We start from the raw sequence: 25281 nt of genomic DNA, 5'->3' as shown, positions 1-25281 counted from the left end.
AATCACTAGTATATTCAAATTTTTTAGCAATATCTTTTAATGTTTCAGGTTTCAGGTTTCAGAGTACGAGCAGTCTTTAGATGAATAGTATCTTTGGGGTCAGACGTAGGATTAAAATTAAATGTTGAAGATTGAAAAGAATATTTTCGCTCTTCAACCCATCTCGTATAAATATCTTTTTCAGGATTTTTTAAGTAATTTTCTAACGATTTTTTTATAGTATAATTTTCTAAACCTGAGGCAGCTGTACTTTTAGAATTAACATTAGTAATTAAAGTGTTACCTTTTCCTAAAATATGTGCGGCTTTATTAGCACTCCCCCCAAAACAAGACCATAAATGCCACTCTCCTGTTAATTCTTGTTTTCCAGAATGTTTAAGCAAAAGATTTTTAAACTGTTCTAAAAAATCTTCTGTCTTAATCAGATAGGATAATTCTAAGTGTATATGTTGTTGTTTTTGATCATCCCTATCACCATGGGCATTAATATCAATACGAAGATTATCTGCAAATGTAACTTCTTGCAGCTTTTCGTTAATTAACTCCAACGTTACATCGCTCTTTCCATCACCAATACATAATACTTCTTCTCTATTAGCGAATTCATTTAACACATGTATGGACCTCCCTAATAATGCAAGAAAAAAATAATATTTAATAGCAAAGAAGCAAATGCAGACATGTATCCGGCTTATAATTGATAAATTATTTCAAATTTATCATATAGCCCTGATGGAATTCGCTACCTACAAACTTTTACTTATCACTTTTGCGGCTTCATTAGAGCCTGTGTGTCAATCAGTTTTTTCATAGGCTAAGGTTTGTCTTATTTACCGTCAATATTATTTCTCACGCATATTCTAGGTTGGTATCTCTATATCATTCGTTTTATTTTATTATCTATTTATTATTAACACTTAATTAAATATTTAATACTATTAAGTTATTCATCTTTTGTTAGCTACAAACTTTACTTTCATTATAATCGTTGCCGTTACGTAATACTGCAAATACTACTCGTGCCAATTTATTCGCTATTGCGACGGTAGTTTTATTATGCCCGCATCGTTCCGATAAATTAAACATCCATTCAGTAAATTTACTAAAGTCTTTTTTATTTTTTTGTGCTTCGGTTGTAAATCTTAGTTTAGCATTTAGTACCGCTCTTGCTCCTTGAATTAATAAAGTACGCAAATAAATATCACCTCTTTTACTAATCCCAAGTAGCTTATCTTTACCGCCACTAGAATATTGTTTCGGTACTAAACCGAGCCATGCCGATAATTGCCTGCCGTTCTCAAAATATTTTGCATTACCTATTGCTGCTATTAATGCCGTAGCGGTAATTAAACCTATACCGGGTATAGCTGTTAATTGTTTATAATGTTCTAATCCACCGACTAGTATTTTTAATCGTTTTTCTAACTCTGTTATTTTTTTATCATTCTCTACAAATTCTTCTTTCAACTCACTAACCCGGATATTGCATGAGATATAGGAGACAAAATCCTCGTAAAGCTGTATAATACTGGTATTTCATTAGAATAATACAAAGGATTTTGTCATGACAAATTGTATAGCATATAGTTACCAGTTTTCCAAAGTAAAAAATCGGACAATAGAGATAAATTTCACTGGAGGTGATATTAGTAGCGATGGAGGTGTGTTGTTATTAAGAGAAGCAGATAAAAGGCTTGGTATAACAGAGGAGCTTGCTAAAATATTTCCTGATAGACGAGATGGTAGTAAAATTACCCATAATATGGCAACAATGCTGAGGCAACGAATTTATGGTATTGCATTAGGTTATGAAGATTTAAATGACCACAATTATCTACGAAAATGTCCTGCTATGCAAACAGCTATGGAAACAATTGATGATATGGCAAGTAGTTCTACCTTATGTCGTATAGAAAACAATGCTGATAGACACTTTGCAATTAAAGTGCATGAACTAATGCTTGATAAATTTATTAAGTCTCATAAAATAGTACCAAAGCAGCTAATACTTGATTTTGATGCTACGGATGATGAAATTCATGGGCAACAGGAAGGTAAGTTTTATCATGGTTATTACGGTCATAATTGCTTTTTACCTTTGTATGTTTTTTGTGGAAAGCATCTGTTAGTTAGTTATCTTAGGACGTCAAAGCAGGATCAAGCAAAACATTCTTGGGCAATATTATCATTGTTAGTAAAACGTTTTCGCCAAGCTTGGCCAGAGGTAAAGATTATTTTTCGTGGTGATAGTGGATTTTGTCGTCATCAGATGTTTGATTGGTGTGATATTCATAATATAAAATATATTGTAGGAATGCCCCAAAATAACAGACTAAATGAGTTACTGAAACCTACAATGGAGAAGTCAAAAGCAGCATTTATTATAACCCAAGAAAAGCAACGTCTTTTTAGTGAGTTTCCATATAAGGCTGGTAGTTGGAGTCATGAACGTAGAATAATTGGTAAGGCAGAAATGACAATGCTTGGAGAAAATCCAAGGTATATAGTAACTAATTTATCAGATAAACCTGAAATTTATACGACAAAGTTTACTGTGGTCGTGGTGATATGGAAAACCGTATAAAAGAGCAACAACTAGAATTATTTGCAGATCGTACTTCTTGTCATAGATGGTGGGCTAATCAGCTCAGAATGATTTTATCGGGTCTTGCATACACTTTAGTAGAATATATCAGAGGTAATTTATTACAAGGTAGTGCATTAGCAAAAGCACAAATAGGTACAATACGTTTAAAATTATTAAAAATTGGGGTAGTAATTATCCGTAATACTAGGCGTATTAAGTTTTTGTTATCTTCATCATATCTTACCGACAGGTATGGAATCATGTGATGAAGAAATTAGCATTAGAATAACCTAGATTAGCACTGTTCCCGGTGCTTAGAAAAAATGGGGTAAGGGGCATTACATCTAAAATTTGAAAATAACGGCTTCAAAGCACTTTTTGGCAAAATTTTTACAAAAGTATCATTGCTAATATTATAAATTACTCAATTTCTTACTTTAAATCTCACTTCATGCAATATCCGGGCTAAACGTTTGATAACTAAGTCGGCTTAAAGTTCCGCTATCTAAAATTTCCGTTAATTCGGCAGTAATTTTATTTATCCCTTGCGGAATAATTAAACCGAATTCATGCAATAATCCCCTAATTTCATTAGCAAGTGCCGTACGATTTCTTACTAGTCTTGCTCTTATTCTATGAATTGACAAAATATCTTGTTGCTCTATACTCTTGATCGGAACAAATCTCATATTTGGTCTTGCTACCGCTTCGCATATTGCTTCGCTATCTGCTTGATCGTTTTTATTAGTTTTTACATACGGTTTTACAAATTGTGGAGCTATCAATTTAACCTCATGTCCTAATTTTGTTATTTCTCTTCCCCAATAATTAGCTCCTCCGCAAGCTTCCATTCCTACTAAACATTTTGGTAAGTTAGCCATAAAACTCAATACTTGATCTCTCATCAATTTTTTCTTCAGTACCGTCTTCCCATTTTTATCTACCCCATGAATTTGAAAAATTCTTTTTGCAATGTCTATGCCAATTGTGGTAACTTCCATTTGGACCTCCTTATTGTTGTCTAGGATTAATTTCCTATTCTAGAACTATAACTACTGTTATTGATTCTGTATATAGGGAGGTCCATTCCATTACTATTGGGCATACCATTCCCAATAATCATAATTTCATCGATTAGAATTTTTGTCATAAATTTACTCTACATTTAATTATAAAATTACTTCACCGGCTAAGCTATTATTTGCTGCTTTAATAATTTTTACGTCAATAATTTTTCCGAGTAAATTTTTATTGGGATTTGCTATATACACCGATTGCATATAGGGTGTTTTGCCGATTATTTGATCATCAAATTTACCGTTGCGGTCAAATAAAACTTTCATCACGGTGCCGACACAAGTTTCATTAAAAGCTAATTGCTGAGCACTCAGTTCTTTTTGTAATATGCTAAGCCTTACCGATTTTATATTTTCCGGTAATTGCTCTTTTAATGCACCTGGCGTACCCGGGCGTGGGCTATATTTAAACGAATAGCATTGACCGTAACCGACTTTGCGAACCAAATCCAAGGTGTCGGCAAAATCTTCATCGGTTTCGCCCGGAAAACCGACAATAAAATCTGAAGAAAAAACTATATCAGGACGCTCCGCACGCAGGCGGTTAATAATATCAAAATAATAATTCCGATCATGCTTGCGGTTCATTGCCTTTAAAATTTTATTTGCACCCGATTGTACCGGTAAATGCAAGAAAGGCATTAATTTAGGTTCTAAGCCATGCAACTTTATTAAATCATCCGACATATCAATAGGATGCGAAGTAGTATAGCGTATTCGTTCTAAATTTGGAATTTGTACCAAATGCTTTATTAAATCTGCCAAACTACAAATTTTATCCTCAGTATCTTTGCCATGATAAGCATTAACATTTTGGCCGAGTAACGTTATTTCTTTAGCACCGCTTGTAGTTACCTTTAATGCTTCTCTATATATTTGTTCAAGATTCCTTGAAAATTCTGCACCCCTGGTATAAGGCACTACACAAAAAGTGCAAAATTTATCACACCCCTCTTGTACAGAAATAAAGGCACTAGACCCTTGAGGGTATAACTGCTCCGGTAATTTATCAAATTTTGCTTCTTCAACAAAATCAAGGTTGATTAAATGTTTTTCGTGCCTGACGACTTTTGCGATTAGTTCAGGTAAGTTATAATATGATTGCGGTCCGACAACAATATCTACATAAGGCGTTCTTTGAAAAATTTCTTCCCCTTCCGCTTGTGCAACGCAACCGGCCACCACGATTATTGCCGAATTTAAGCCCCGCCCCTTTCTTTGATCTTGAAGTTTTTTAATGCGTCCTAATTCTGAATAGGTTTTTTCTGCGGCTTTTTCTCTAATATGACAAGTATTTAAAATAATAATATCGGCATCCGCCATGCTTTCTGTAGCTTCATAGCCGAACGGATAAAGCAAATCCTGCATTTTGATGGAGTCGTAGACATTCATCTGACAACCGTAGGTTTTGATAAAAAGCTTTTTGCTCATGGCTTAGGATAGTTATACAAATAAAGTGATAAAGTTATGCTGAACAAGTTTTAGCGTTGTTGCATGGATCGAAAAAAGTGCAGTATGCCATTCCCGCGAAGGCAGGAATGGCATACTGCACTTTTTTCGATCCACGCAACAATGCCCCACCTTCGTAGGAATGGCATCAATAACAATCTTAAAAATGCGTTGTAAAACTTAAGTGGAAAGTTTGGGTATCGTCATATTTCTTTTTCTTAATCGGGAACCCCCAATACATTCTGATCGGTGCAAAACGCGTTATCCAAATAAACCCGAAACCTACCGAAGCTCTGATTGAATTATCATTATAAAAACCATTCGGTGTTTGGAATTTTTTATTATTTAAACCTACTCCCCACAAGCTCCCCATATCCATAAACACTGCTCCCGTCAAGTTAAACTCTTCAGGTAAAGGAGTCGGGAAATTAAGCTCCGTAGAAAATGTCCAGTATTTTTCACCGCCTAGTCCTTCATTAGTAACCTTTTCACGAGGTCCGACGCCGCCGCTGGCGAACCCTCTTAAAGTATAATCGCCAAGATTAAAACGATCCGAGATACGAACGGTTTTACCCGCCACCCCTATAATATTACCGGCTGCAGCCGATAATTTTAAAGTAAGTTTATTATTTATAAAGGATTTAAAATATTTACTATCAATTTCATGTTTTAAATATTTATCATTCCCGCCGACGCCGGCAAATTCTTGAGTACCGCTTATGAGATAACCGTTTTTCGGAATAATTCTACTATCCGTTTGATCATAAGTAATAGTCTGACCTATTGCAGAAGTATAAAATGTTCCCATTTGTTCATTTAAAAATATCGAACTTGACGGAGTTGGAGCATTTAAAATATCTCGCTTAATCAAATAATCGATTTCATGGCTTAAATCCTCCATGATGTCATAACCAAGGGAAGTCTTAGAACCGATAGAATGTAATTTATAGCCCTGATCACCTTGCGACAAGAGAGTAGAGCCATGACCGCTATAATTTCTAAATATGTTCTCACTAAGCGATAAATCTCTGTCCAAAAAGTGTGGTTCGGTTATACCGGCATAGTAACTAGAGCTTTTTTTACCCATTTGCACGCCGGCATTCAACAATTTACCGGTACCGACTAAGTTACGCTCTAAAAACGATAAACGTCCAAATATTCCGCCGGCAGTATTATACCCTAAATCGAAACCGATAGAGGAGGTAGATTTTTCATCAACATCGATATTAAGGTCGTATTTGTCTTTTTCTTTTGTCGGAACGACGGTAATCGCCACTTTTTCAAAATAATCTAAGTTGCGAAGATTACGCTCCCCTTTTTCTATATAGGTACGATTAAATATATCCCCTTCTTCAATTTTAAACTCTCTTCTGATAACTTTATCTTCGGTTTTTAAATTGTTAGCAATATTAATTTTATTTATAAAAACTCGATCTGCTTTATCGATAACAAATTTAACATCGATAGTATGGTCGGGAGTTTTATTTACTATATCCGGATAAGCATTTACTGCAGGGTATCCCATACTAGCAAAATAGCCGGTAATTTTTTCAGCCGTATTATCCAAAGATTTCATATTAAAAACATCACCTTGCTTGATGTTAATAAATTTGTTAATTTTCGATATATCAATATTGGGTAATTTGTTATCAATCGTCACATTTCCGAAATTATATTTATCACCTTCCTCTATTGAGTAGGTAAGCATAAAATATTCTTTAGTAGGACTTAGTTCCGCCGTTGCCGATATAACCCTAAAATCGGCAAAACCCACTGACTGATAAAATTCTTTTAATAACTCTTTATCATATTCTATACGATCAGGATCATATGTATCGTTAGTTTCTAAAAAACGAAACCATTTAGATTCTTTAGTCAAAATAACGGATTTAAGCTCGGCATCACGATAATTTTCATTACCGCTAAAATAAATATATTTTATACCGGTTTTCGGTCCTTCGGCGATATCAAATATAACCTTAACTCTATTATTTTCTAAATTCTCGATTTTAGGCGTTACGGTACTGGAAAAACGCCCTGAACGTTTATATATTTCTAATATTTTTTTCACATCCAATTCAATTTTTGCCTGGCTGAGTGACTCACCCGACACGGTATAAATCTCTTTAGCTAACATTCCCGTTTTTATTTTGGAATTACCGGTAAATACCACGCTACTTATAAAAGGTGTTTCCGTAACGGTAACAACAAGGTTACCGCCGTTTAGAAATTTAATGTTTATATTTTTAAAAAGCGAAGTAGCATATAAATTTTTAACTGCTTCATCTTCCTTTGACGAATTATAAACATCACCGACTTTAAGGTTTAAATAACTCTCGATAGTAGAGCGTTCTACTCGGTGATTGCCTTCTATCGTTATTTTTTGAATAGTACCGTCGGCTAATAAAAAATGACAATAGAAAACAGTTATTGCTACAATTGCTAATTTAATAATTGATCGAATTTTCACCCAAAACCTTCTTTAGATTGTAATTAATAAAAATACTTTTAAAATTTAAAACTCGTGTTCCACAATAGTAGATAATATAAAAAAAAACAAGTAAATCGTGCGTTAAACTTATAATTTAGCATATTATATTTAAGGAAATAAGTTTTTTATATCATTTGAAATAGAAATTATCATAAGAAAAATTATCATTCCCACTCCCAATCGTAGTAAAATATCTCTAATACGGTTGTTCGGTAATTTACCGGTAATTGCCTCGTAAATTATAAATATTAAATGCCCGCCGTCAAGGATCGGAATAGGCAAAAGGTTAAGCAACCCTAAATTAATCGATAGCATGCTATAAACAATAAAAACGTAGCTGACCCTTCAGCTAGCGACTTACCGGATTCCTTTGCGATAGTTAACGGTCCGCCTATTTCCTCAAAAGATCGCTGTCCTATAACTATTTGAACAAGAGCTTTCAATGTTAAAGTTGAAAAATTTATAGTAGTACTAACAGCTTCTACGCCACTTGAAAAAATATTCATTTTAACACGGATAGGTTCATTTTTAGCTATAATTCCTATACGAGTTTTTTTTACCTTTCTCGCTTGGTTAGATGTAGAAAATACTTCTTCAGGTGTTACCTCAATAGTAACTTCTTCCCCTTTCCTTTCGATTAGTAAATTTAAAGGCTGATTTCGGGTAATTAATATCTCATTTTGTAGATCGCTAAAATCTTTAACGATTTTATTATTAATTTTAATAATCTTATCATTTTCCCGTAAGCCGGCTTTTTCTGCAGCGGATGAAGCTATTACTTCCCCGATCACTGCCGGAATTTCTACCTTCCCTAGAAAAGAATAAAAGCCGGTAAATATTATAATGGCCAGCAAATAATTAATCATCGGTCCGGCAACCACGATTAAGAAACGTGCTAAACATGATTTAGCAAAAAAAGCTACTTTCTCATTAATAACTTGTGTTGTATCAATCGTTGATCGATCATAACCGTAAATCTTAACATATCCGCCAAACGGCAAGAGGCAAATTTTCCATCTCACTCCTCTTTTGTCCGTAATGCCTATTAGTTCTTTCCCGAATCCTATAGAAAACTCTTCAATTTTTACGTCAAAAAACCTTGCCGCTAAGTAATGCCCCAATTCATGGATAAATACTAAAATACTAATTGTTAAAATAAATCCAAATATTGATAACATAAATAAATTTTATAAGTTTACTAATAAGAAGTTTTGTTATATTCTCAAAAACATCATTGCGAGGAGGCATTGGTCTTGTTGCCCGGCTCATAATTATGGCATTACAAGTACGGTGTCATACCGTGGCTTGACAAGCCTTGCTGCATGGATCGAATTTTTTATGTCATTCCCGCGAAGGCGGGAATCCAGAGAATATTTAAGCGAATTATATAGTAAATTTTTATATAATTTTACTTATTTTAAGTGTTTTTTCTGGATTCCCGCTTTTAGCTAGAATGACATACGGCACTTTTTTAGAACCACACAACAACGTTTGTACCTCCTCGCAATGACGTTTAATGACCCACGCCATACAACTACAATATTAATTTACTCTTCTCTATAGCATATTTTATACATTATGAGTTCAAACAAAATCAATAAAAAAACAATAGCACGCATTGCAGCGGTACAAGCTATTTATCAATATACGTTACAAAGCTCGGAACAAAATATAGATTCTATAGTAGAAAAAATGCTAGCTTTTTATCAAGATGAAAAAACAAGCGAGACTTCCGAAACTAATTCACATAAGCATTTAAAAATAACGTTAAACATAAGTCATTTTAGGATGTTGGTAAAGCTAGTAATTGAAAATTTTGAACAAATAGAGCAAATTATCTCTACGCATCTAACAAATACTAAAGATATTACTCATATGCCTATTTTACTCTTGGCATTATTACGTGTTAGTATCTGCGAATTACTGTTTTTTGCCGATATACCGGCTAAGGTGGTAATTAACGAATTTACCGATATCGCCAACGATATGTTAAATGAGCATGAAATAGGCTTTGTTAATTCGATGTTAGACACCATAGCCAAAGAGAGTAAAAAAATCATATGTCAGACAATTTAAAAGGTTTTAGAAGTAAATTTGTTAGAGTTAAAACTTCTAAAAAACGAACAATCTCATCAAATAAATGGCTAAAACGCCAATTAAACGATCCTTATGTTTCTAAAGCTCGCTTAGACGGCTATAGATCGAGAGCGGCATATAAATTGCTTGAGATTCATGAAAAGTTTAAATTATTCAAATCCGACATGAAAATAGTTGATTTAGGTGCAGCTCCCGGCGGCTGGAGTCAAGTTGCGGCAAATTTTACCAAATCTACAGATAGCGATTCAAATAGTAAAATAATTTCCGTAGATTTATTAGAGATTGAACCGATTGCCGGAGTAGATTTTTTTCAAAAAGATTTTTTTGATAAAGAAACGGCAGAGAGGATTATAGAAGCTTTAAGCGGCAAAGCCGATATAGTAATGAGCGATATGGCATCAAATACTACAGGGCATAAAGCAACCGACCATACTCGAACAATGTTTTTATGCGAACAGGCTTTTGAGTTTGCTTTAAAAATTCTAAAACCTCAAGGACATTTTATTGCAAAAATTTTTCGTGGAGGTACGGAAACCGAGCTTTTAACTAAAGTTAAACTCAATTTCTCTTTAGTTAAACATTTTAAACCTTCTTCCAGTAGGAAAGAATCTACAGAAATTTATTTAGTCGCCTTAAATAAGCGAAATATTGAGACCAAATAAAAAATAAGCGAAATTTTATAGCCCAATAGTTGCATAATAATCTCACTCAACGCTAATAATTTACCTTCTTAAATATATTTCATTAAAATTTTCATGGCAAATATTAAATAAAATGCTAATAGTGAAGTGGCATAAAATATATATATGGAGAAGAAAATAATGCATTGGCTTGATGTTGAAGAAATTGCTAGACCCGGATATTGCATGAAGTGAGATTTAAAGTAAGAAATTGAGTAATTTATAATATTAGCAATGATACTTTTGTAAAAATTTTGCCAAAAAGTGCTTTGAAGCCGTTATTTTCAAATTTTAGATGTAATGCCCCTTACCCCATTTTTTCTAAGCACCGGGAACAGTGCTAATCTAGGTTATTCTAATGCTAATTTCTTCATCACATGATTCCATACCTGTCGGTAAGGATATGATGAAGATAACAAAAACTTAATACGCCTAGTATTACGGATAATTACTACCCCAATTTTTAATAATTTTAAACGTATTGTACCTATTTGTGCTTTTGCTAATGCACTACCTTGTAATAAATTACCTCTGATATATTCTACTAAAGTGTATGCAAGACCCGATAAAATCATTCTGAGCTGATTAGCCCACCATCTATGACAAGAAGTACGATCTGCAAATAATTCTAGTTGTTGCTCTTTTATACGGTTTTCCATATCACCACGACCACAGTAAACTTTGTCGTATAAATCTTCAGGTTTATCTGATAAATTAGTTACTATATACCTTGGATTTTCTCCAAGCATTGTCATTTCTGCCTTACCAATTATTCTACGTTCATGACTCCAACTACCAGCCTTATATGGAAACTCACTAAAAAGACGTTGCTTTTCTTGGGTTATAATAAATGCTGCTTTTGACTTCTCCATTGTAGGTTTCAGTAACTCATTTAGTCTGTTATTTTGGGGCATTCCTACAATATATTTTATATTATGAATATCACACCAATCAAACATCTGATGACGACAAAATCCACTATCACCACGAAAAATAATCTTTACCTCTGGCCAAGCTTGGCGAAAACGTTTTACTAACAATGATAATATTGCCCAAGAATGTTTTGCTTGATCCTGCTTTGACGTCCTAAGATAACTAACTAACAGATGCTTTCCACAAAAAACATACAAAGGTAAAAAGCAATTATGACCGTAATAACCATGATAAAACTTACCTTCCTGTTGCCCATGAATTTCATCATCCGTAGCATCAAAATCAAGTATTAGCTGCTTTGGTACTATTTTATGAGACTTAATAAATTTATCAAGCATTAGTTCATGCACTTTAATTGCAAAGTGTCTATCAGCATTGTTTTCTATACGACATAAGGTAGAACTACTTGCCATATCATCAATTGTTTCCATAGCTGTTTGCATAGCAGGACATTTTCGTAGATAATTGTGGTCATTTAAATCTTCATAACCTAATGCAATACCATAAATTCGTTGCCTCAGCATTGTTGCCATATTATGGGTAATTTTACTACCATCTCGTCTATCAGGAAATATTTTAGCAAGCTCCTCTGTTATACCAAGCCTTTTATCTGCTTCTCTTAATAACAACACACCTCCATCGCTACTAATATCACCTCCAGTGAAATTTATCTCTATTGTCCGATTTTTTACTTTGGAAAACTGGTAACTATATGCTATACAATTTGTCATGACAAAATCCTTTGTATTATTCTAATGAAATACCAGTATTATACAGCTTTACGAGGATTTTGTCTCCTATATCTCATGCAATATCCGGGCTAGACAGCTAGAAGAAAATTATCATGATGAGTACGTCCCGCATATGAAATTATTAGACCTTCAGCAAATGATAACCTCTCTAAGCGATTTTGAAGATCACGAAGTAGAAGTACAAAGGGCTACGTTAGAAGAAATCCGTGACAAATGCGAAGAAATAAGAGAAGAGCTTAATGAAGAAGATACTGATTAAATACACTTTATTAAGGTATCTATATCGTTAAATTGATATTATCAGGCAGCAAGATATATAATAACTAACAGTAAAATAGCAATTGCTTGAAAAAATACCCTTAGAGACATTAGCTTTGAGCCAAATTTCTTTCCAAACTTCCCACCGATAGCCATCGATATAACACCTATCACTAAAACTATAACCGTCAAACTTAAGGCAATTAATATATATATCATAGTAGTATATGGTTATATGGTGCCAATGTGGGGATTTGAACCCCAGACCTACGCATTACGAATGCGCCGCTCTACCGGCTGAGCTACATCGGCGATTATATAGTTAACACGTCATTACTCACGTGAATCGGCTTTGTTGTGTGGCTTCCAGAATCGTCATGGCGAGGTGCTTTTAGCGTTGTTGTCTGGCTCGAATTTTCGATGTCATTCTAGCTAAAGGCGGGAATCCAGAGAATATTTAAGCAAATTATATAGTAAATTTTTATATAATTTTGCTTATTTTAAGTGTTTTTTCTGGATTCCCGCCTTTAGCTAGAATGACATATAGCACTTTTTTCAAGCCAGGCAACAACGCCCACGTGAATCGAAAAATAATATACGAGCGTATACTAATTTAGCACGTTCGACCATTCAGGATCAGAAGCGTCTTGCGGCGTGATGATTTCCCTTTCATTATAGCCTGTTATATCTATTGCGTAAATCCTATTTTTACCGGCAACTTTACCTTTTGACGGCCACCCTTTAGCAAACATAATAACACGACCGTTAGGTGCCCAACAAGGTCCTTCTACTAAATACCCGCTAGTAATTATCCTTTCGCTATTTTCGTCTGCCTCGCCGTACGGTTTCATAACTCCGATAGTAAAGCCTTCTCCTCGAGTAATTTTAGTAAATACGATATGATCTCCTTTCGGTGACCAGCTCGGTGCGGCATAAGACCCGCCGCCGAAGCTAATACGCTGTACATTCGTCCCGTCGGAATTCATAATATATAATTGGCGGGTGCCGCTTCTATCGGAATTAAATACTATTTTGCTGCCGTCCGGCGAATAGGTCGGTGAAGTATTAATACCGAAACCATCGGTTAACTGGCGAAGATTTTTAGTTGCCAAGTCAATTTCATAAATATGAGTCGAACCGTTTTTTGCTATCGACATCACTACTTTGTTACCGTTAGGAGAAAAACGTGGAGCAAAAGACATGCCTGAAAAATTACCTACTACGTTTTCTTTACCTGTTTTTAAATCTCGTTCATAAACAAGAGCTCTTTTTTTCGCATATGAGACGTAAAAAATCTTATCTGATGAACAGGAAAATCTCGGCGTTAATGTAAGAATTTTACCGTCGGTAAGGTATCTATGGTTAGCACCGTCATAATCCATTAACGCTATTCTTTTTACCCTCTTTAAATATGGTCCGCTTTCTGAAACATACACTATTTTAGTATCAAAATAACCCTGGTCGCCGGTAATTTTTTCATAAATTTTATCGGCAATTTTATGTGCTACTCTGCGGCTTAAATTTGCAGACACCTCAAATATTTCACCGGCAAGCTGTTTTTCTAGCGTTGTATCCCATAATATAAAACTAATTTTAAGCTTCCCGTTAGAAAGCTTCTCAACTGAACCGTTTATTAACAGGCTAGCATTAATTTGTCGCCATGCGGCAAAAAGCGGCTTATGCCCTACCCCGCTCTTTTCTTCTATAAAAGAGACAGAAGGAATAGGGCGAAATAAACCGGATAGTTTTAAATCATTGGCAATAACTTTAACTATTTCATTCCCGATTTCATTATCTTCACTATTATCCGCATCGAATTTATTGACTGCCACCGGCGTCGGATTAGCTTGCCCACGGTCTATATTTATAGTTTCAATAGCATAACTATTTAAGCTGGATAGTAATAATATAAAATATACGATACCATATACGATGTTTTTCACTTAACAATACTCCGATTTTTTAATATAGTATAGTAGGCTCTATGAAGGAAATTTAAATTAGCTCTTTTTGACGGCGTTACTGCATGGCTCTAAGAAAGTGACGTATGTCATTCCCGCGCAGCATTGTTGTGTGGATCGATTTTACACTTTGTGTCATTCCCTCGAAAGAGGGAATCCAGAAAAAACACTTAAAATAAGTAAAATTATATAAAAATTTACTATATAATTTGCTTAAATATTCTCTGGATTCCCGCTTTCGCGGGAATGACATCAAAAGTTCTAGCCATGCAACAACGCCCTTCGTGGCTTCGCAATGACGATTTTTGCAACGTTCGTACAACACAGGGTCAAGCCACGGTATGACACCATACTTGTAATAACCATAATACGGTAAAATCGAGCCAGGCAACAATACCGCTTTACGTAGTTAAACCCTACAACTTACTCGGATCGAAACTAAAATTAATTTCTTTCCAATAATTAAAACGTGCCGGTTCAAGATTTTCGATAGGGCTTGCTTGCCACACTGCTCTAACTGCACTATCGACTAATGCCTCACAAACACTACCGGCAATATTAGGACAAATTGCTTCTTTAATTTTTACTTGTTCCACATTGCCGATTTTATCTAAAGTAATATTTAAGATTACTTGTACCTTATTATTATTTCGTGCACCTGCCGGAATATTATTCCACTGTCTTTCAATTTGTTTTTTTATTAACGCCGCTTCGCTAATAGAAAGCAGTGAGTCTTCTCTATAGTTTCCTTTAGATTCTTTTTCTTTATTCTCTTGCTTTGATCGTGAATATTTACTTGATTTTAAATTATTCCCTTCAGAAGATTGCTCTAGATTTTTTAAGAGCGAATCTAAATCATCGGTATTTTTTTCCTTCTTTTTTATTTCTTTTGGCTGTTCTTTTTTTATTTGAGCTTCTTTTTTGGCTTCCTTTACCGGTGGTTTTTCTTCCGGCTTTTTCTCTTCGGGCAATTTTTCCTCTTTCGGTTTCTCTTCCGGAATAATTTCCTTTTTTTCTTCTAGCGGCTTTTTCTCTTCCTCCGTCGGTTTTTCTTCTTGCACTTTAGGCTCTACAGGCGGTTCTTCCTTCGGCTTCTCTTCCGTTAAAGGTTTTTTATCAGGTAAATTTTGTTCCTCGCTAACTTTCGGTTTACTCTGTTCTGATTTCTTAGCATCCTCATTTTCGACAGGTTTCTCTTTTTGTTTTTTCTGGGTTATAACGTTAGATTTATCGCTAATCGGCAACATTTCAAAGGTTATTATTTGCTCTTCCGGTAATTTTCCAAAAAGTGAAGGTACGCCGAATAGAAAAAAATACAGCAAAAATAAATGTAGAGCAATCGAGCAGCTAAGAAAAATAAAGAAATTATCGTTATCTGTCATTATGCTTAACATTTGAAATAAGAGCTACTCTTGAAAAACCGGCGGCATGTATTTCGGCAACCACCTCTACCACTTCCCCATAAGATACGTTTTTATCACCTCGTACAAAAATTCTTGTGTCTTTTTTTTCTTTAGTAATATTTGCCAGCTTAGCTGTTAAAGATTTTCTCTCTATTGAAGTTTCAAGAAGAAAAACCTCACCTTTATTATTAATACTAATAACGAGGGGCTCATCCTGACCTGAAATAGGACTAGAATTTGTTTCAGGCAAATCAACGTTAATGCCCGATACTAACATCGGCGACGTAACCATAAAAATAATTAACAGCACTAACATTACGTCCACTAGAGGCGTAACGTTAATTTCGCTTACCAACGCCCTTTTATTTCTTCTAATAGCTGAATTTCCTAGCTTAATAGCCATTACATTTTCTCCTGATCAATTGCTTTAGACAGTATAGAATTTAATTCACTAATAAAATCTTCAATTTTGTTATTCATAAAAGTTATGCGAGCAGCAAGGTAATTATAAAAAATTACCGCCGGAATTGCGGCAAATAAGCCGATTGCAGTGGCAAGTAATGCCTCGGCAATACCCGGTGCTACAACCGCTAGGGAAGTATTTTTTGAAGTAGCAATAGACTGAAAGCTATGCATAATTCCCCAAACCGTACCGAACAAGCCTATAAAAGGGGCACTAGAACCGACAGTTGCTAAAAAACTTAAATTTTTCTCTAATTTTTCGATTTCTCTATTTTGTGCTAAATACATCGATTGCACTATTCTCTCCTTATGGCTAGTTTTTAGGGCATCGGAAAGCCCTTTAGTGTTTAGGCTTTTACATTCATCCATAGCCGATACGAATACTGAAGCAAGAGGATTGTTAATTGACCTTTTAATATTCTCATATAAATGCTCCAAAACTCCGCCGGACCAAAAAATACTTTCAAAAGCCGTGATTTTTTTCCTTATCTGCATTAAGCGAAAAATTTTATCAAATATAATAGCCCATGACCAAATAGAGGCAAGTACCAACATTAGCATAACGGATTTGCCTATAATATCGGAAGAGCTTATTAAAGCAAAGATTGAAAAATGATCTTGCGTTACGACTTCTAAGGTTTCTTGAATATTTGGAGTTGTACTCATTGAATTACACTAATTATTTACGTTAATAAATTATATATATTTATTTCTGCTTTGTCATTAGGTTATGTAAATGGTATTATTGCGTAGATAGAAAATTATCTCAAAAAGGATATCATTCCTAACTGTGGGGGCGTTGTTGCGTGGCTCAAAAAAAGTGCTATATGTCATTCCCGCGAAAGCGGGAATCCAGAGAATATTTAAGCGAATTATTATAGTAAATTTTTATATAATTTTGCTTATTTTAAGTGTTTTTTCTGGATTCCCGCCTGTGCGGGAATGACATCAAAAATTTGAGCCATGCAACAAGGCTCAATTTCTACGAGAAATAATTTAAATTTTGTTCACAGAACCTAGTTAGAAATTCTAAGCAAGCTTTGCTACCAATAACATTTTCACTACTTGCTCAAAGCTCATTAAATACTCTTCTTCTTTATCTAAATCTTTTATTTTTAGGTTATTATTTTCTTGCTCGGTATCGCCGATAAAAATAACAAATTTAGTATTTTCGGCAATTGCTCGTTGCATTCTTTTAGCTATTTTTCCGGCAGCATTCATAATTACAGGGATATTTTGCGAGCGGAATTTATCGGCAATTATTAAGCAAGGCTCTATATTATTATCCTTGATAGGCAAAATAAATACGGGTCTTACTGAAACTATATTATATTCTTTCATTAAAGCAAGCCTTTCAATTCCGGCAGCAAAACCGATAGCTGGGACATTTTCCCCGCCCATAACTTTACTAAGACCGTCATAACGTCCGCCGGCAAGGATGGTCGATTGTGCTCCAAGTTTTGTAGCAGTAAATTCAAAAGCGGTGTGGCAATAATAATCAAGACCTCGCACAAGCCTTGGGTTAATCTTATATTTTACATCTAAACCATCAAGATATTTTAGTAATTCATCAAAATATTTTTTAGCTTCATCGGTATAATATTCAGATAAAATCGGAGCGTTTGCTACTATTTTTTGATCATTTTCATTTTTAGAATCAAGAATTCGCAAGGGGTTTTTAATTAGCCTTTTTTGACTATCTTCAGATAATTCATCCTTAAAATTATTTAAATATTCGACTAATTCTTGCTGATAATCCGCACGAGACTCAACGCAACCAAGCGAATTAAGCTCTAAAATTGTGTCCTTTTCAATTTCAAGGCTTGTTAGAATATCAACGGCAAGCTTTATAACTTCAGCATCGGAATAAGAACTGCTAGCACCGATATACTCATAATTTAACTGGTGAAATTGCCTTTGTCTGCCTGCTTGCGGTCGATCGTATCTAAAAACCGGTCCGTATGAGAAAAACTTTAGAGGGAGTTTTTGTTGCAAGTTGTTTGAGATAAAAGCCCGCATAATTCCAGCGGTAAATTCAGGACGTAGTGCTACAGATTCGTCGCTTTTATCTAAAAAACTATAAATTTCTTTACTGATAACGTCAGAGCTTTCACCCATAGAGCGATTAAAGACTTTAGTATATTCAAGGATCGGCGTACTCATGGGCTTATAGCCGTATAACTCACCAATCTCTCTTGCCTTTTTAATTATAAAGTCATGCACTTTATAATCTTCCGGCAAGAGGTCTTTCATTCCACGTAAAGGTCTAAGCTTATCGGTCATTTTGGCTTATCTATTTTATTTATAAGTCAGGCTGTCATACCGTGGCTTGTCCACGGTATCCAGAAAAAAACTTAATAAAAGACTAGATACCGTGGACAAGCCACGGTATGACAGCCTATTCGACAATTTCTTTCTTCATAAAAAATGATCTAACAATATATAAGCCAAATATTGCAATAAACCAATATATGAGCGTTCGTCCTGCCGTTAACAGGTTAAACTCACCGTCATATATTTGAATAAATAATAAATATGTACAAGCAAGTAAGATAAACGGCGCAATAATAAATACTAAAGGACATTTAAAAGGTCTTTGTGCATTCGGCAATTTTATCCTAAACATCATCACGATAATTGCAACGGTTACATAATCAATTAAAGCACCCATTGAAGTTAATTGTGTTGTAATTTCAGTAGGACAAAAACCTCCAAGCAATGCCGCAAGAGCTGCAAATATTATAATCGTGACATATGGACTATCATATTTAGGGTGCAACTTTGCAAAACTTTTCGGCAGTAAACCGTCACGTGCGATAGCGTAAAAAATACGTGAAGTGCCGTAGATATTCATCATTAATACGGTCATCATGCCGCAAACTGCACCGGTTGCAACAATCGCTGAACCAATTTTGCTATTATTAATAGTTAGGGCATAAGCAAGCGGCTGATCGTTATTTAACTGATCAAAAGGTGCTATACCCGTCACAAGCCCTGCCATTACAACATAGACTATAGTAGTTAACACCAGTGAACCGATAATACCGATCATTATATCACGCTTCGGATTCTTACACTCTTCAGCTGCAGTTGCAATTGTTCCAAAGCCGGTAAAAGCTAAGAATAAAATAGATGCACCTACTAAAACATTGTTAAAGCCAAAAGGCATAAAATTGCTCCAGTTAGTTGCGTCGAAATGTGGAGCGGCAGCTAATACAAAAACAAATATGGCAGCCATCTTTATAAAAACTAAGATTGCATTTAATCGTTTACTATCTTTAGTACCTAAATATAAAATAAATCCGATAAATACTGAAATTAAAAATGCCGGTAAATTTATTATACCGCCATTCGCCGGTACCGTAGTTAATTCTTTCGGTAAATGTACCCCGCCTGCTGCTAATATTCCTTGAACATAACCGGACCAACCGGCGGCAACTATTCCTGCAGCTACACCAAGCTCCAACACAATAACGCTACCTATTAACCAAGCAAATACTTCACCAAATGCAACATAGGAATAAGTATAAATACTCCCGGAAGTTGGCAACATTGCTGCAAGCTCGGTATAAACAAGTGCAACAAAAATACAGGTAACTCCGGCAATCATATAAGATATCATTACCGCCGGACCGGAATATTTAGCAGCAATTATGCCGGTAACAACAAATACGCCGGTACCGATCATCGCACCAAGACCGAGCAATATTAAATCAAATGCTCCAAGCGTCTTACTAAGACCGCTAGAACTTCCCATTTCTCTTACTGATTCAAAACTTTTCTTCTTTAAAAAGCTCATTATTTCCTCAAATTATAAAATAAATTTTTATTTAATATATAGTGTTCAGTGTCATGCCATGGCTTGTATCTGTGTTGTTGCATGGATCGATAAAAGTAGCAGTATGTCATTCCCGCGAAGGCAGGAATCCAGAGAATATTTAAGCGAATTATATAGTAAATTTTTACATAATTTTGCTTATTTTAAGTGTTTTTTCTGGATTCCCGCCTTCGCGGGAATGACATCAAAAATTCAATCCACGCAACAACGCCCCATTTGCACGGAAATGACTTTCCAAGTTTACCTTATCTCTCTAGTAATCCAGCCGCCGCCGAGTACCCTGTCGTTATCGTATATAACGCATGCCTGCCCCGGTGCTACCGCTTTTTCCGGCGATAATAATTTTATCTTCATTTCGGAGTCGCTAATTTTACTTATATAAGCAGGCGTCGGCGGTCTCATTGAGCGAATTTTAACGGTTACCTCAAGTTTCTCTCCTTCTTTAATCTCTTCCCCTAGCCAATTAACATCTTTAATAATAAATTCACAAGCTTTTAAAGCCGATTCCGGTCCGGCATATATAGTTTTTGTTATCGGATCAATTTTTACTACGTATAAAGGCTCATGAAATGCTATACCAAGACCTCGACGTTGCCCGACTGTATAATTAATTATCCCGTCATGACTACCTAGCTCAAAACCGTTAACATGAACTATTTTACCTTTTTCATTAGCATCTTTACGAATTTTACTAATTACTGAACGATAATCGCCATCGGGTACAAAACAAATATCTTGGCTATCCGGTTTATTCGCAACCTCAAGCCCAAATTTATTTGCCGCTTGCCGTGTTTCTTCTTTAGTTAAACCCCCTAAAGGAAAATGCAAATAGTCAAGTTGAGCTTGAGTAGTAGCAAATAAAAAATAACTTTGATCTTTTAGAGGATCAAGCCCCGTATGTAGCTCTGCACCGTTATCTCCCATAATTTTCCGAACGTAATGACCGGTAGCTAAACACCCTGCTCCCAGTTCCTTTGCCGTTTTTAATAAATCTTTAAATTTTACCGATTGATTACACTGCACGCAAGGCAAAGGAGTTTCCCCTTGCATATAACTATCAACGAAATTATCAATTACCGAATCTTTGAATCTACTTTCATAATCAAGGACATAGTGAGGAATATCTAATTTTACCGCCACCATTTTTGCATCATAAATATCTTGACCGGCACAACAAGCATTTTTTTTACTAACTGCTAAACCGTGATCATATAATTGCAAAGTAATACCTATTACCTTATACCCTTGCTCACATAGCATAGCGGCAACGGTAGAGCTATCGACCCCTCCCGACATCGCAACCACCACAGTAAAATCTTTATTCATCAAGTATATTGTCTCCAAATAACCTATAAACAAACAGTGCATTATACTAGATAATCTGATAAATTACAATAAGCTATTTAAAAAATTTAATATTAACCGAGTTTTTTAGTTATTCCTTAATATCTCGCACCTTAAAAAAACTATAAGATAAGGTAATCACTTTAACATCGTTCATTTCCGGGTCATTCTCAAAGTCTTTATCTATAAAAAATGTTACGGGCATTAGTATTTTTTCGCCGGCTTTTAATAATTGTTCTTCAAAACAAAAACAATGGATTTTAACAAAATATTTTCCCGCTTTATTAGGAGTAACGTTATAAATAGAAGTACCTATTATATCATTATTACTTAAATTTTCCGCTTCATAAAAAACTAAAGTATTTTGTCCCGGAATAAGCTTAGCTTTTCGTTGTTTAGGCACAAAATGCCAAGGCAAATTTTTATCGACGTTTGAATCAAATTCTATAGTTATCGTACGACTACCTTTTTCAGGTGAATATATATTTACTATCTCGCGGCTAGTAGTGCCGCCATAGCCCGTAACTTTACAAAATAAATTATAAATCGGTACGGAGGCAAAGCTTAGTAATATCATGCTAAGTATTAGTCCGAGCAAAGAAGCTGCTAAGTTTTTATTAGATTTTTTCAATCTTGACCTTTAATTAGTTTATTTTAGCTAATATATATGGTAATATAATTAATGATATTGATGATAATAGGTATAATATATGGCTAATAAAGTTAATGCACTAGCAATTTCTAACGAATCAGGATTTTATAGCTACTTACAAAAAATTAATAAAATACCTTCTCTTTCTCAAGAAGAAGAATTTTCGCTGGCAAAATCTTACCTTGACGAAAATAATTTGCAAGCTGCCCATAAATTAGTAACTAGCCATCTTAAATTAGTAGCAAAAATCGCTAGCAGTTATAGAACTTATGGACTTCCTTTAACAGAATTGGTTTCAGAAGGAAATATCGGCTTAATGCAAGCAGTAAAAAAATATAAACCCGATTTAGGTTTTCGTTTATCTACTTATGCGATGTGGTGGATTAAAGCTGCGATTCAAGAATATATACTAAAATCTTGGTCATTAGTAAAGATGGGTACTACCGCTGCACAAAAAAAATTATTTTTTAGCCTTAGTAAAATTAAACATAAAATTACTAATTTATATTCAAGAGCCGTCACTGTACAAGATTTTACTCAAATAGCCGCTGAACTCGGAGTAACGACAAATGAAGTAGCCGAAATGAATGCTAGGCTTTCCGGAGCTGATTTATCATTAAATAATTCTATAAATAATGATGATAGTAGCAGCGGAGAACTAATTGAACTTTTACCCGAAACTCGCCCAAGTGCTGAGGCATTGCTTATTAATAAACAAGATTTTACTAATAAAAGAAGTTTGTTATCAAAAGCAATGAAAATTTTAAATGATCGAGAGCTTCGTATTTTAACGGAACGTAAATTACAAGATTATCCTAAAACTTTAGATATTTTAAGCACTGAATATAAAATTTCTAAAGAGCGTATTAGGCAAATCGAAAATACCGCTTTTGAAAAAATTAAGAAATTTATTTTAAAACAAATTGTTGATAACAATAAATCAACTGCGGAATCTATTTGATTTTAGATTAGACATATTTGTATGTAGGTATGTCATTCGTACTACTTAACTATGTCATTCCCGCAAAGGCGGGAATCCAGAGAATATTTAAACGAATTATATAGTAAATTTTTATATAACTTTGTCTATTTTAAGTGTTTTTTCTGGATTCCCGCCTTTGCGGGAATGACATCGAAAAGTTTAAGGCTTATATCATAATCTTCTCCTTAGCTGCCTTTCATTTATAAATAACATATTGCTCCCTTGAATCATTTAAGTATCTATATTCATTGGCCGTTTTGCTTGTCAAAATGTCCTTATTGTGATTTTAATTCTCATATTGCAAATAAAATAGATCATAACCTTTGGCTTAAATCTTATGAAAAAGAAATTGAGCATTTTACGGATATAATTCAAAACAAATATATAAAATCTATTTTTTTCGGCGGCGGTACTCCCTCCTTGATGGAGCCGTTTGTGGTAGAAGGAATAATAAATAAAATAAAAGAACTAGCTAATATTGATGATCAGACGGAAATAACTTTAGAAACTAACCCGACATCTTTTGAGACTAACAAATTTCAATCATTTAAATTAGCCGGAGTAAATCGTGTTTCCATCGGCGTACAATCCTTAAGAGAAGATGACTTAAAAAAATTAGGTAGGCAGCATGATGCAAAACAAGCCATTAAAACAATTGAAGCAGCTCGTAAAATTTTTCCAAAAATATCTTTTGATTTAATATATGCAAGAAGTGATCAAACTTTAAAAGATTGGCAACAAGAATTAAAGGAAGCAATGCAGCTCGCTAGCGGGCATATTTCTTTGTATCAATTAACTATTGAAAAAGGCACGTTATTTTATAAATTATTTAAAGATGGTAGTTTAATACTTCCTAATTCCGACAAAGCAGCGGAAATGTATGAATGGACAAATTATTATTTAGAATCTAATAACTATTTTAGATATGAGATATCTAATTATGCACTGCCAAACCATGAATGCATACATAATTTAGCTTATTGGCATTATGATAATTATTTAGGTATAGGTCCCGGTGCTCATAGTAGAATTATTGACTCTAAACAGGCAACGGCTTATAGCATGATGATGTGGCATAAACCGGAAAAATGGCTTCAAACCGTTAATGAATTAAACACCGGTATTCAGGCTAAAATTAAATTATCGCTGCAAGAAATGATTGAAGAAATATTAATGATGGGGCTACGACTTAAAGGCGGAATAAATATTAATAGTTTAGAGCAAAAAATCGGTATGAAGTTAACGGATATCTTAGATATCGATATGCTACAATATTATCAAACATTGAATTTAATAAAATTAGACAATAATATCTACCTTACCGATAAGGGATTAATGCTGCATAGCTACCTAGTCCCAAGGTTAATTAAGGATATTCAATAGGGTTCTTTACCAAACTCTAAATAGTGTTGTTGCCTGGGTTCGACCTTACCTCGTCATTGCGAGCGGGCTTTGTTGCATGGATCGAATTTTTGATGTCATTCCCGCGTAGGCGGGAATCCAGAAAAAACACTTAAAATAAGCAAATTATATAAAAATTTACTATATAATTCGCTTAAATATTTTCTGGGTTCCCGCCTACGCGGGAATGACATACGACGCTTTTTTAGAGCCATGCAACAACACAGGTACAAGCCACGGTGCCTTGCAATGACGATTTAGGCATTAGAGCCACACAATAAAGCCAACGCTAATAAAAAAGTAGAGTCTTTTAAAACTCTACTTCTTATTATAATTAAGATTTTTTAAGCCCTAATAATTATCTTAACGTTTTTATGCAATACTAGTAACTCCACATGTTGTATCGGCAGTGCCGCCGGCTACCATGTTTACTATATCCGGAGCTTTAAATAATATTATAATAGCAGCTATTATAACCAAAGCTACTTCCCATTGTAACTTACCTCTAAGAGTTTGAATTCCTAGAACAATTATACCGACAACCGCTATTCCTCTAGCCGTATTACCTCTAAATATTTTTATCATATTACATAATGCAGCCCCGACAGGATCAGCAGAAGCACCACTTGCAAATGTATCAAATGACGTCATAATTGCAGCTATACTAAGAAAGGTAAGTAATAAGCGTACTCCCAAATTTTGGTCTAGCGGTTCTATATTTAACTTTTTAAAATTCATAAATTTACCTCGATAATTATTTTAAAGATTCACATTACACTCTATCTCTATATTAATCAACTTCTTAATATATGCAAACTATACTTATTTTATATAATAAAATACTATTATAAACAAATATTTTTAAGTAACATTATAATCACACTAGTTAATTTTACCTTTATTAAAATTTTTTTA

General features: G+C 34.4%; 19 protein-coding genes, 1 tRNA gene and 4 pseudogenes. 6 read left to right on the top strand and 18 right to left on the bottom strand.

From position 1 onward, the window contains the following. Positions 1 to 44 precede the first annotated feature (44 nt). The gene (locus AAGD48_RS00940) at positions 45 to 614 is read right to left on the bottom strand and encodes a hypothetical protein (protein WP_341790091.1); all 570 of its coding nucleotides are present in this window, start codon (positions 612 to 614) and stop codon (positions 45 to 47) included. A gap of 343 nt (positions 615 to 957) precedes the next feature. Then, positions 958 to 1473: pseudogene (locus AAGD48_RS00935) on the bottom strand (IS110 family transposase); the annotation flags it as partial. Between the two features lie 91 nt (positions 1474 to 1564). Here AAGD48_RS00935 and AAGD48_RS00930 point away from each other — a divergent pair. Beyond that, positions 1565 to 2853: pseudogene (locus AAGD48_RS00930) on the top strand (IS1380 family transposase). A gap of 231 nt (positions 2854 to 3084) precedes the next feature. On the opposite strand, the pseudogene AAGD48_RS00925 reads toward AAGD48_RS00930, so the two are convergent. The 4 genes and pseudogenes from AAGD48_RS00925 to rseP form a co-directional block, all read right to left on the bottom strand. Continuing rightward, positions 3085 to 3588, bottom strand: a pseudogene (locus tag AAGD48_RS00925) (IS110 family transposase); the annotation flags it as partial. A 168-nt stretch (positions 3589 to 3756) separates the two neighbouring features. Further along, positions 3757 to 5094, bottom strand: a complete 1338-nt coding sequence (miaB, locus tag AAGD48_RS00920) for a tRNA (N6-isopentenyl adenosine(37)-C2)-methylthiotransferase MiaB (protein WP_341790090.1) — start codon at positions 5092 to 5094, stop codon at positions 3757 to 3759. 178 nt (positions 5095 to 5272) lie between these two features. Further along, complete coding sequence (gene bamA, locus AAGD48_RS00915; RefSeq protein ID WP_341790089.1) at positions 5273 to 7582, bottom strand: outer membrane protein assembly factor BamA; 2310 nt, start codon at positions 7580 to 7582, stop codon at positions 5273 to 5275. 129 nt (positions 7583 to 7711) lie between these two features. Beyond that, positions 7712 to 8781, bottom strand: a pseudogene (rseP, locus tag AAGD48_RS00910) (RIP metalloprotease RseP). Positions 8782 to 9181: 400 nt separating this feature from the next. On the opposite strand from rseP, the gene nusB reads away from it, so the two are divergent. Next, positions 9182 to 9679, top strand: a complete 498-nt coding sequence (gene nusB, locus AAGD48_RS00905; RefSeq protein ID WP_341790088.1) for a transcription antitermination factor NusB — start codon at positions 9182 to 9184, stop codon at positions 9677 to 9679. Next, positions 9664 to 10362: an RlmE family RNA methyltransferase gene (locus AAGD48_RS00900; protein WP_341790087.1), complete on the top strand. Its 699-nt coding sequence runs from the start codon at positions 9664 to 9666 to the stop codon at positions 10360 to 10362. Before nusB ends, AAGD48_RS00900 begins: the two co-directional genes overlap by 16 nt. A gap of 368 nt (positions 10363 to 10730) precedes the next feature. Here the strand turns inward: AAGD48_RS00900 and AAGD48_RS00895 are convergent, their stop codons facing one another. Further along, complete coding sequence (locus AAGD48_RS00895) at positions 10731 to 12044, bottom strand: IS1380 family transposase (RefSeq protein WP_341789277.1); 1314 nt, start codon at positions 12042 to 12044, stop codon at positions 10731 to 10733. 133 nt (positions 12045 to 12177) lie between these two features. Between AAGD48_RS00895 and AAGD48_RS00890 the strand changes: the two genes are divergently transcribed. Beyond that, positions 12178 to 12324, top strand: coding sequence for a peptide deformylase (locus AAGD48_RS00890; protein ID WP_341790086.1), 147 nt, complete (start codon positions 12178 to 12180; stop codon positions 12322 to 12324). 41 nt (positions 12325 to 12365) lie between these two features. Here the strand turns inward: AAGD48_RS00890 and AAGD48_RS00885 are convergent, their stop codons facing one another. The 10 genes from AAGD48_RS00885 to AAGD48_RS00840 all read right to left on the bottom strand — a co-directional run bounded on the left by AAGD48_RS00885 (position 12366) and on the right by AAGD48_RS00840 (position 21908). Beyond that, positions 12366 to 12542 (bottom strand): HIG1 domain-containing protein, encoded by a 177-nt coding sequence (locus AAGD48_RS00885; RefSeq protein WP_341790085.1) that lies wholly within the window; start codon positions 12540 to 12542, stop codon positions 12366 to 12368. A 17-nt stretch (positions 12543 to 12559) separates the two neighbouring features. After that, a tRNA-Thr gene (locus tag AAGD48_RS00880) sits at positions 12560 to 12635 on the bottom strand. 296 nt (positions 12636 to 12931) lie between these two features. After that, on the bottom strand, positions 12932 to 14257 hold the full coding sequence (gene tolB, locus AAGD48_RS00875) for a Tol-Pal system beta propeller repeat protein TolB (RefSeq protein WP_341790805.1): 1326 nt from the start codon (positions 14255 to 14257) through the stop codon (positions 12932 to 12934). Between the two features lie 443 nt (positions 14258 to 14700). Continuing rightward, the gene (locus AAGD48_RS00870) at positions 14701 to 15666 is read right to left on the bottom strand and encodes an energy transducer TonB (protein ID WP_341790084.1); all 966 of its coding nucleotides are present in this window, start codon (positions 15664 to 15666) and stop codon (positions 14701 to 14703) included. Further along, a complete protein-coding gene (tolR, locus tag AAGD48_RS00865) occupies positions 15656 to 16090 on the bottom strand; it encodes a protein TolR (protein ID WP_341790083.1) in 435 nt (144 codons plus the stop codon). The genes AAGD48_RS00870 and tolR overlap by 11 nt, the downstream gene beginning before the upstream one ends. Beyond that, positions 16090 to 16815 carry a protein TolQ gene (gene tolQ, locus AAGD48_RS00860; RefSeq protein ID WP_341790082.1) on the bottom strand — a complete coding sequence of 242 codons (726 nt, stop codon included), beginning with the start codon at positions 16813 to 16815 and terminating at the stop codon, positions 16090 to 16092. Before tolQ ends, tolR begins: the two co-directional genes overlap by 1 nt. Positions 16816 to 17178: 363 nt before the next feature. Then, complete coding sequence (hisS, locus tag AAGD48_RS00855) at positions 17179 to 18432, bottom strand: histidine--tRNA ligase (RefSeq protein ID WP_341790081.1); 1254 nt, start codon at positions 18430 to 18432, stop codon at positions 17179 to 17181. Positions 18433 to 18547: 115 nt separating this feature from the next. Beyond that, positions 18548 to 19948 (bottom strand): amino acid permease, encoded by a 1401-nt coding sequence (locus tag AAGD48_RS00850; RefSeq protein WP_341790080.1) that lies wholly within the window; start codon positions 19946 to 19948, stop codon positions 18548 to 18550. Positions 19949 to 20227: 279 nt separating this feature from the next. Continuing rightward, complete coding sequence (gene mnmA, locus AAGD48_RS00845; protein ID WP_341790804.1) at positions 20228 to 21313, bottom strand: tRNA 2-thiouridine(34) synthase MnmA; 1086 nt, start codon at positions 21311 to 21313, stop codon at positions 20228 to 20230. 109 nt (positions 21314 to 21422) lie between these two features. After that, complete coding sequence (locus AAGD48_RS00840; protein ID WP_341790803.1) at positions 21423 to 21908, bottom strand: cytochrome c oxidase assembly protein; 486 nt, start codon at positions 21906 to 21908, stop codon at positions 21423 to 21425. Positions 21909 to 22041: 133 nt separating this feature from the next. On the opposite strand from AAGD48_RS00840, the gene rpoH reads away from it, so the two are divergent. Further along, a complete protein-coding gene (gene rpoH / locus AAGD48_RS00835) occupies positions 22042 to 22944 on the top strand; it encodes an RNA polymerase sigma factor RpoH (protein WP_341790079.1) in 903 nt (300 codons plus the stop codon). Positions 22945 to 23187: 243 nt separating this feature from the next. Beyond that, complete coding sequence (gene hemW, locus AAGD48_RS00830) at positions 23188 to 24348, top strand: radical SAM family heme chaperone HemW (protein ID WP_341790078.1); 1161 nt, start codon at positions 23188 to 23190, stop codon at positions 24346 to 24348. Between the two features lie 390 nt (positions 24349 to 24738). Here the strand turns inward: hemW and AAGD48_RS00825 are convergent, their stop codons facing one another. Next, a complete protein-coding gene (locus AAGD48_RS00825; RefSeq protein ID WP_341790077.1) occupies positions 24739 to 25104 on the bottom strand; it encodes a TrbC/VirB2 family protein in 366 nt (121 codons plus the stop codon). Positions 25105 to 25281: the final 177 nt, after the last annotated feature.

The sequence above is a fragment of the Rickettsia endosymbiont of Polydrusus tereticollis genome, assembly GCF_964026385.1.
In the GTDB taxonomy this organism is placed as follows: Bacteria; Pseudomonadota; Alphaproteobacteria; order Rickettsiales; family Rickettsiaceae; genus Rickettsia.
The sequence above is the reverse complement of the archived record's forward strand: the minus strand, read 5'-3'. Positions and strand labels throughout refer to the sequence as shown.

Bases quoted from the DNA above. Each gene is read 5' to 3' on its own strand.
- miaB (WP_341790090.1), bottom strand. From the start codon at position 5,094: ATGAGCAAAAAGCTTTTTATCAAAACCTACGGTTGTCAGATGAATGTC.
- nusB (WP_341790088.1), top strand. From the start codon at position 9,182: ATGAGTTCAAACAAAATCAATAAAAAAACAATAGCACGCATTGCAGCG.
- AAGD48_RS00900 (WP_341790087.1), top strand. From the start codon at position 9,664: ATGTCAGACAATTTAAAAGGTTTTAGAAGTAAATTTGTTAGAGTTAAA.
- AAGD48_RS00895 (WP_341789277.1), bottom strand. From the start codon at position 12,044: ATGACAAATTGTATAGCATATAGTTACCAGTTTTCCAAAGTAAAAAAT.
- AAGD48_RS00890 (WP_341790086.1), top strand. From the start codon at position 12,178: ATGAAATTATTAGACCTTCAGCAAATGATAACCTCTCTAAGCGATTTT.
- AAGD48_RS00885 (WP_341790085.1), bottom strand. From the start codon at position 12,542: ATGATATATATATTAATTGCCTTAAGTTTGACGGTTATAGTTTTAGTG.
- AAGD48_RS00870 (WP_341790084.1), bottom strand. From the start codon at position 15,666: ATGACAGATAACGATAATTTCTTTATTTTTCTTAGCTGCTCGATTGCT.
- tolR (WP_341790083.1), bottom strand. From the start codon at position 16,090: ATGGCTATTAAGCTAGGAAATTCAGCTATTAGAAGAAATAAAAGGGCG.
- tolQ (WP_341790082.1), bottom strand. From the start codon at position 16,815: ATGAGTACAACTCCAAATATTCAAGAAACCTTAGAAGTCGTAACGCAA.
- hisS (WP_341790081.1), bottom strand. From the start codon at position 18,432: ATGACCGATAAGCTTAGACCTTTACGTGGAATGAAAGACCTCTTGCCG.
- AAGD48_RS00850 (WP_341790080.1), bottom strand. From the start codon at position 19,948: ATGAGCTTTTTAAAGAAGAAAAGTTTTGAATCAGTAAGAGAAATGGGA.
- mnmA (WP_341790804.1), bottom strand. From the start codon at position 21,313: ATGAATAAAGATTTTACTGTGGTGGTTGCGATGTCGGGAGGGGTCGAT.
- AAGD48_RS00840 (WP_341790803.1), bottom strand. From the start codon at position 21,908: ATGATATTACTAAGCTTTGCCTCCGTACCGATTTATAATTTATTTTGT.
- rpoH (WP_341790079.1), top strand. From the start codon at position 22,042: ATGGCTAATAAAGTTAATGCACTAGCAATTTCTAACGAATCAGGATTT.
- AAGD48_RS00825 (WP_341790077.1), bottom strand. From the start codon at position 25,104: ATGAATTTTAAAAAGTTAAATATAGAACCGCTAGACCAAAATTTGGGA.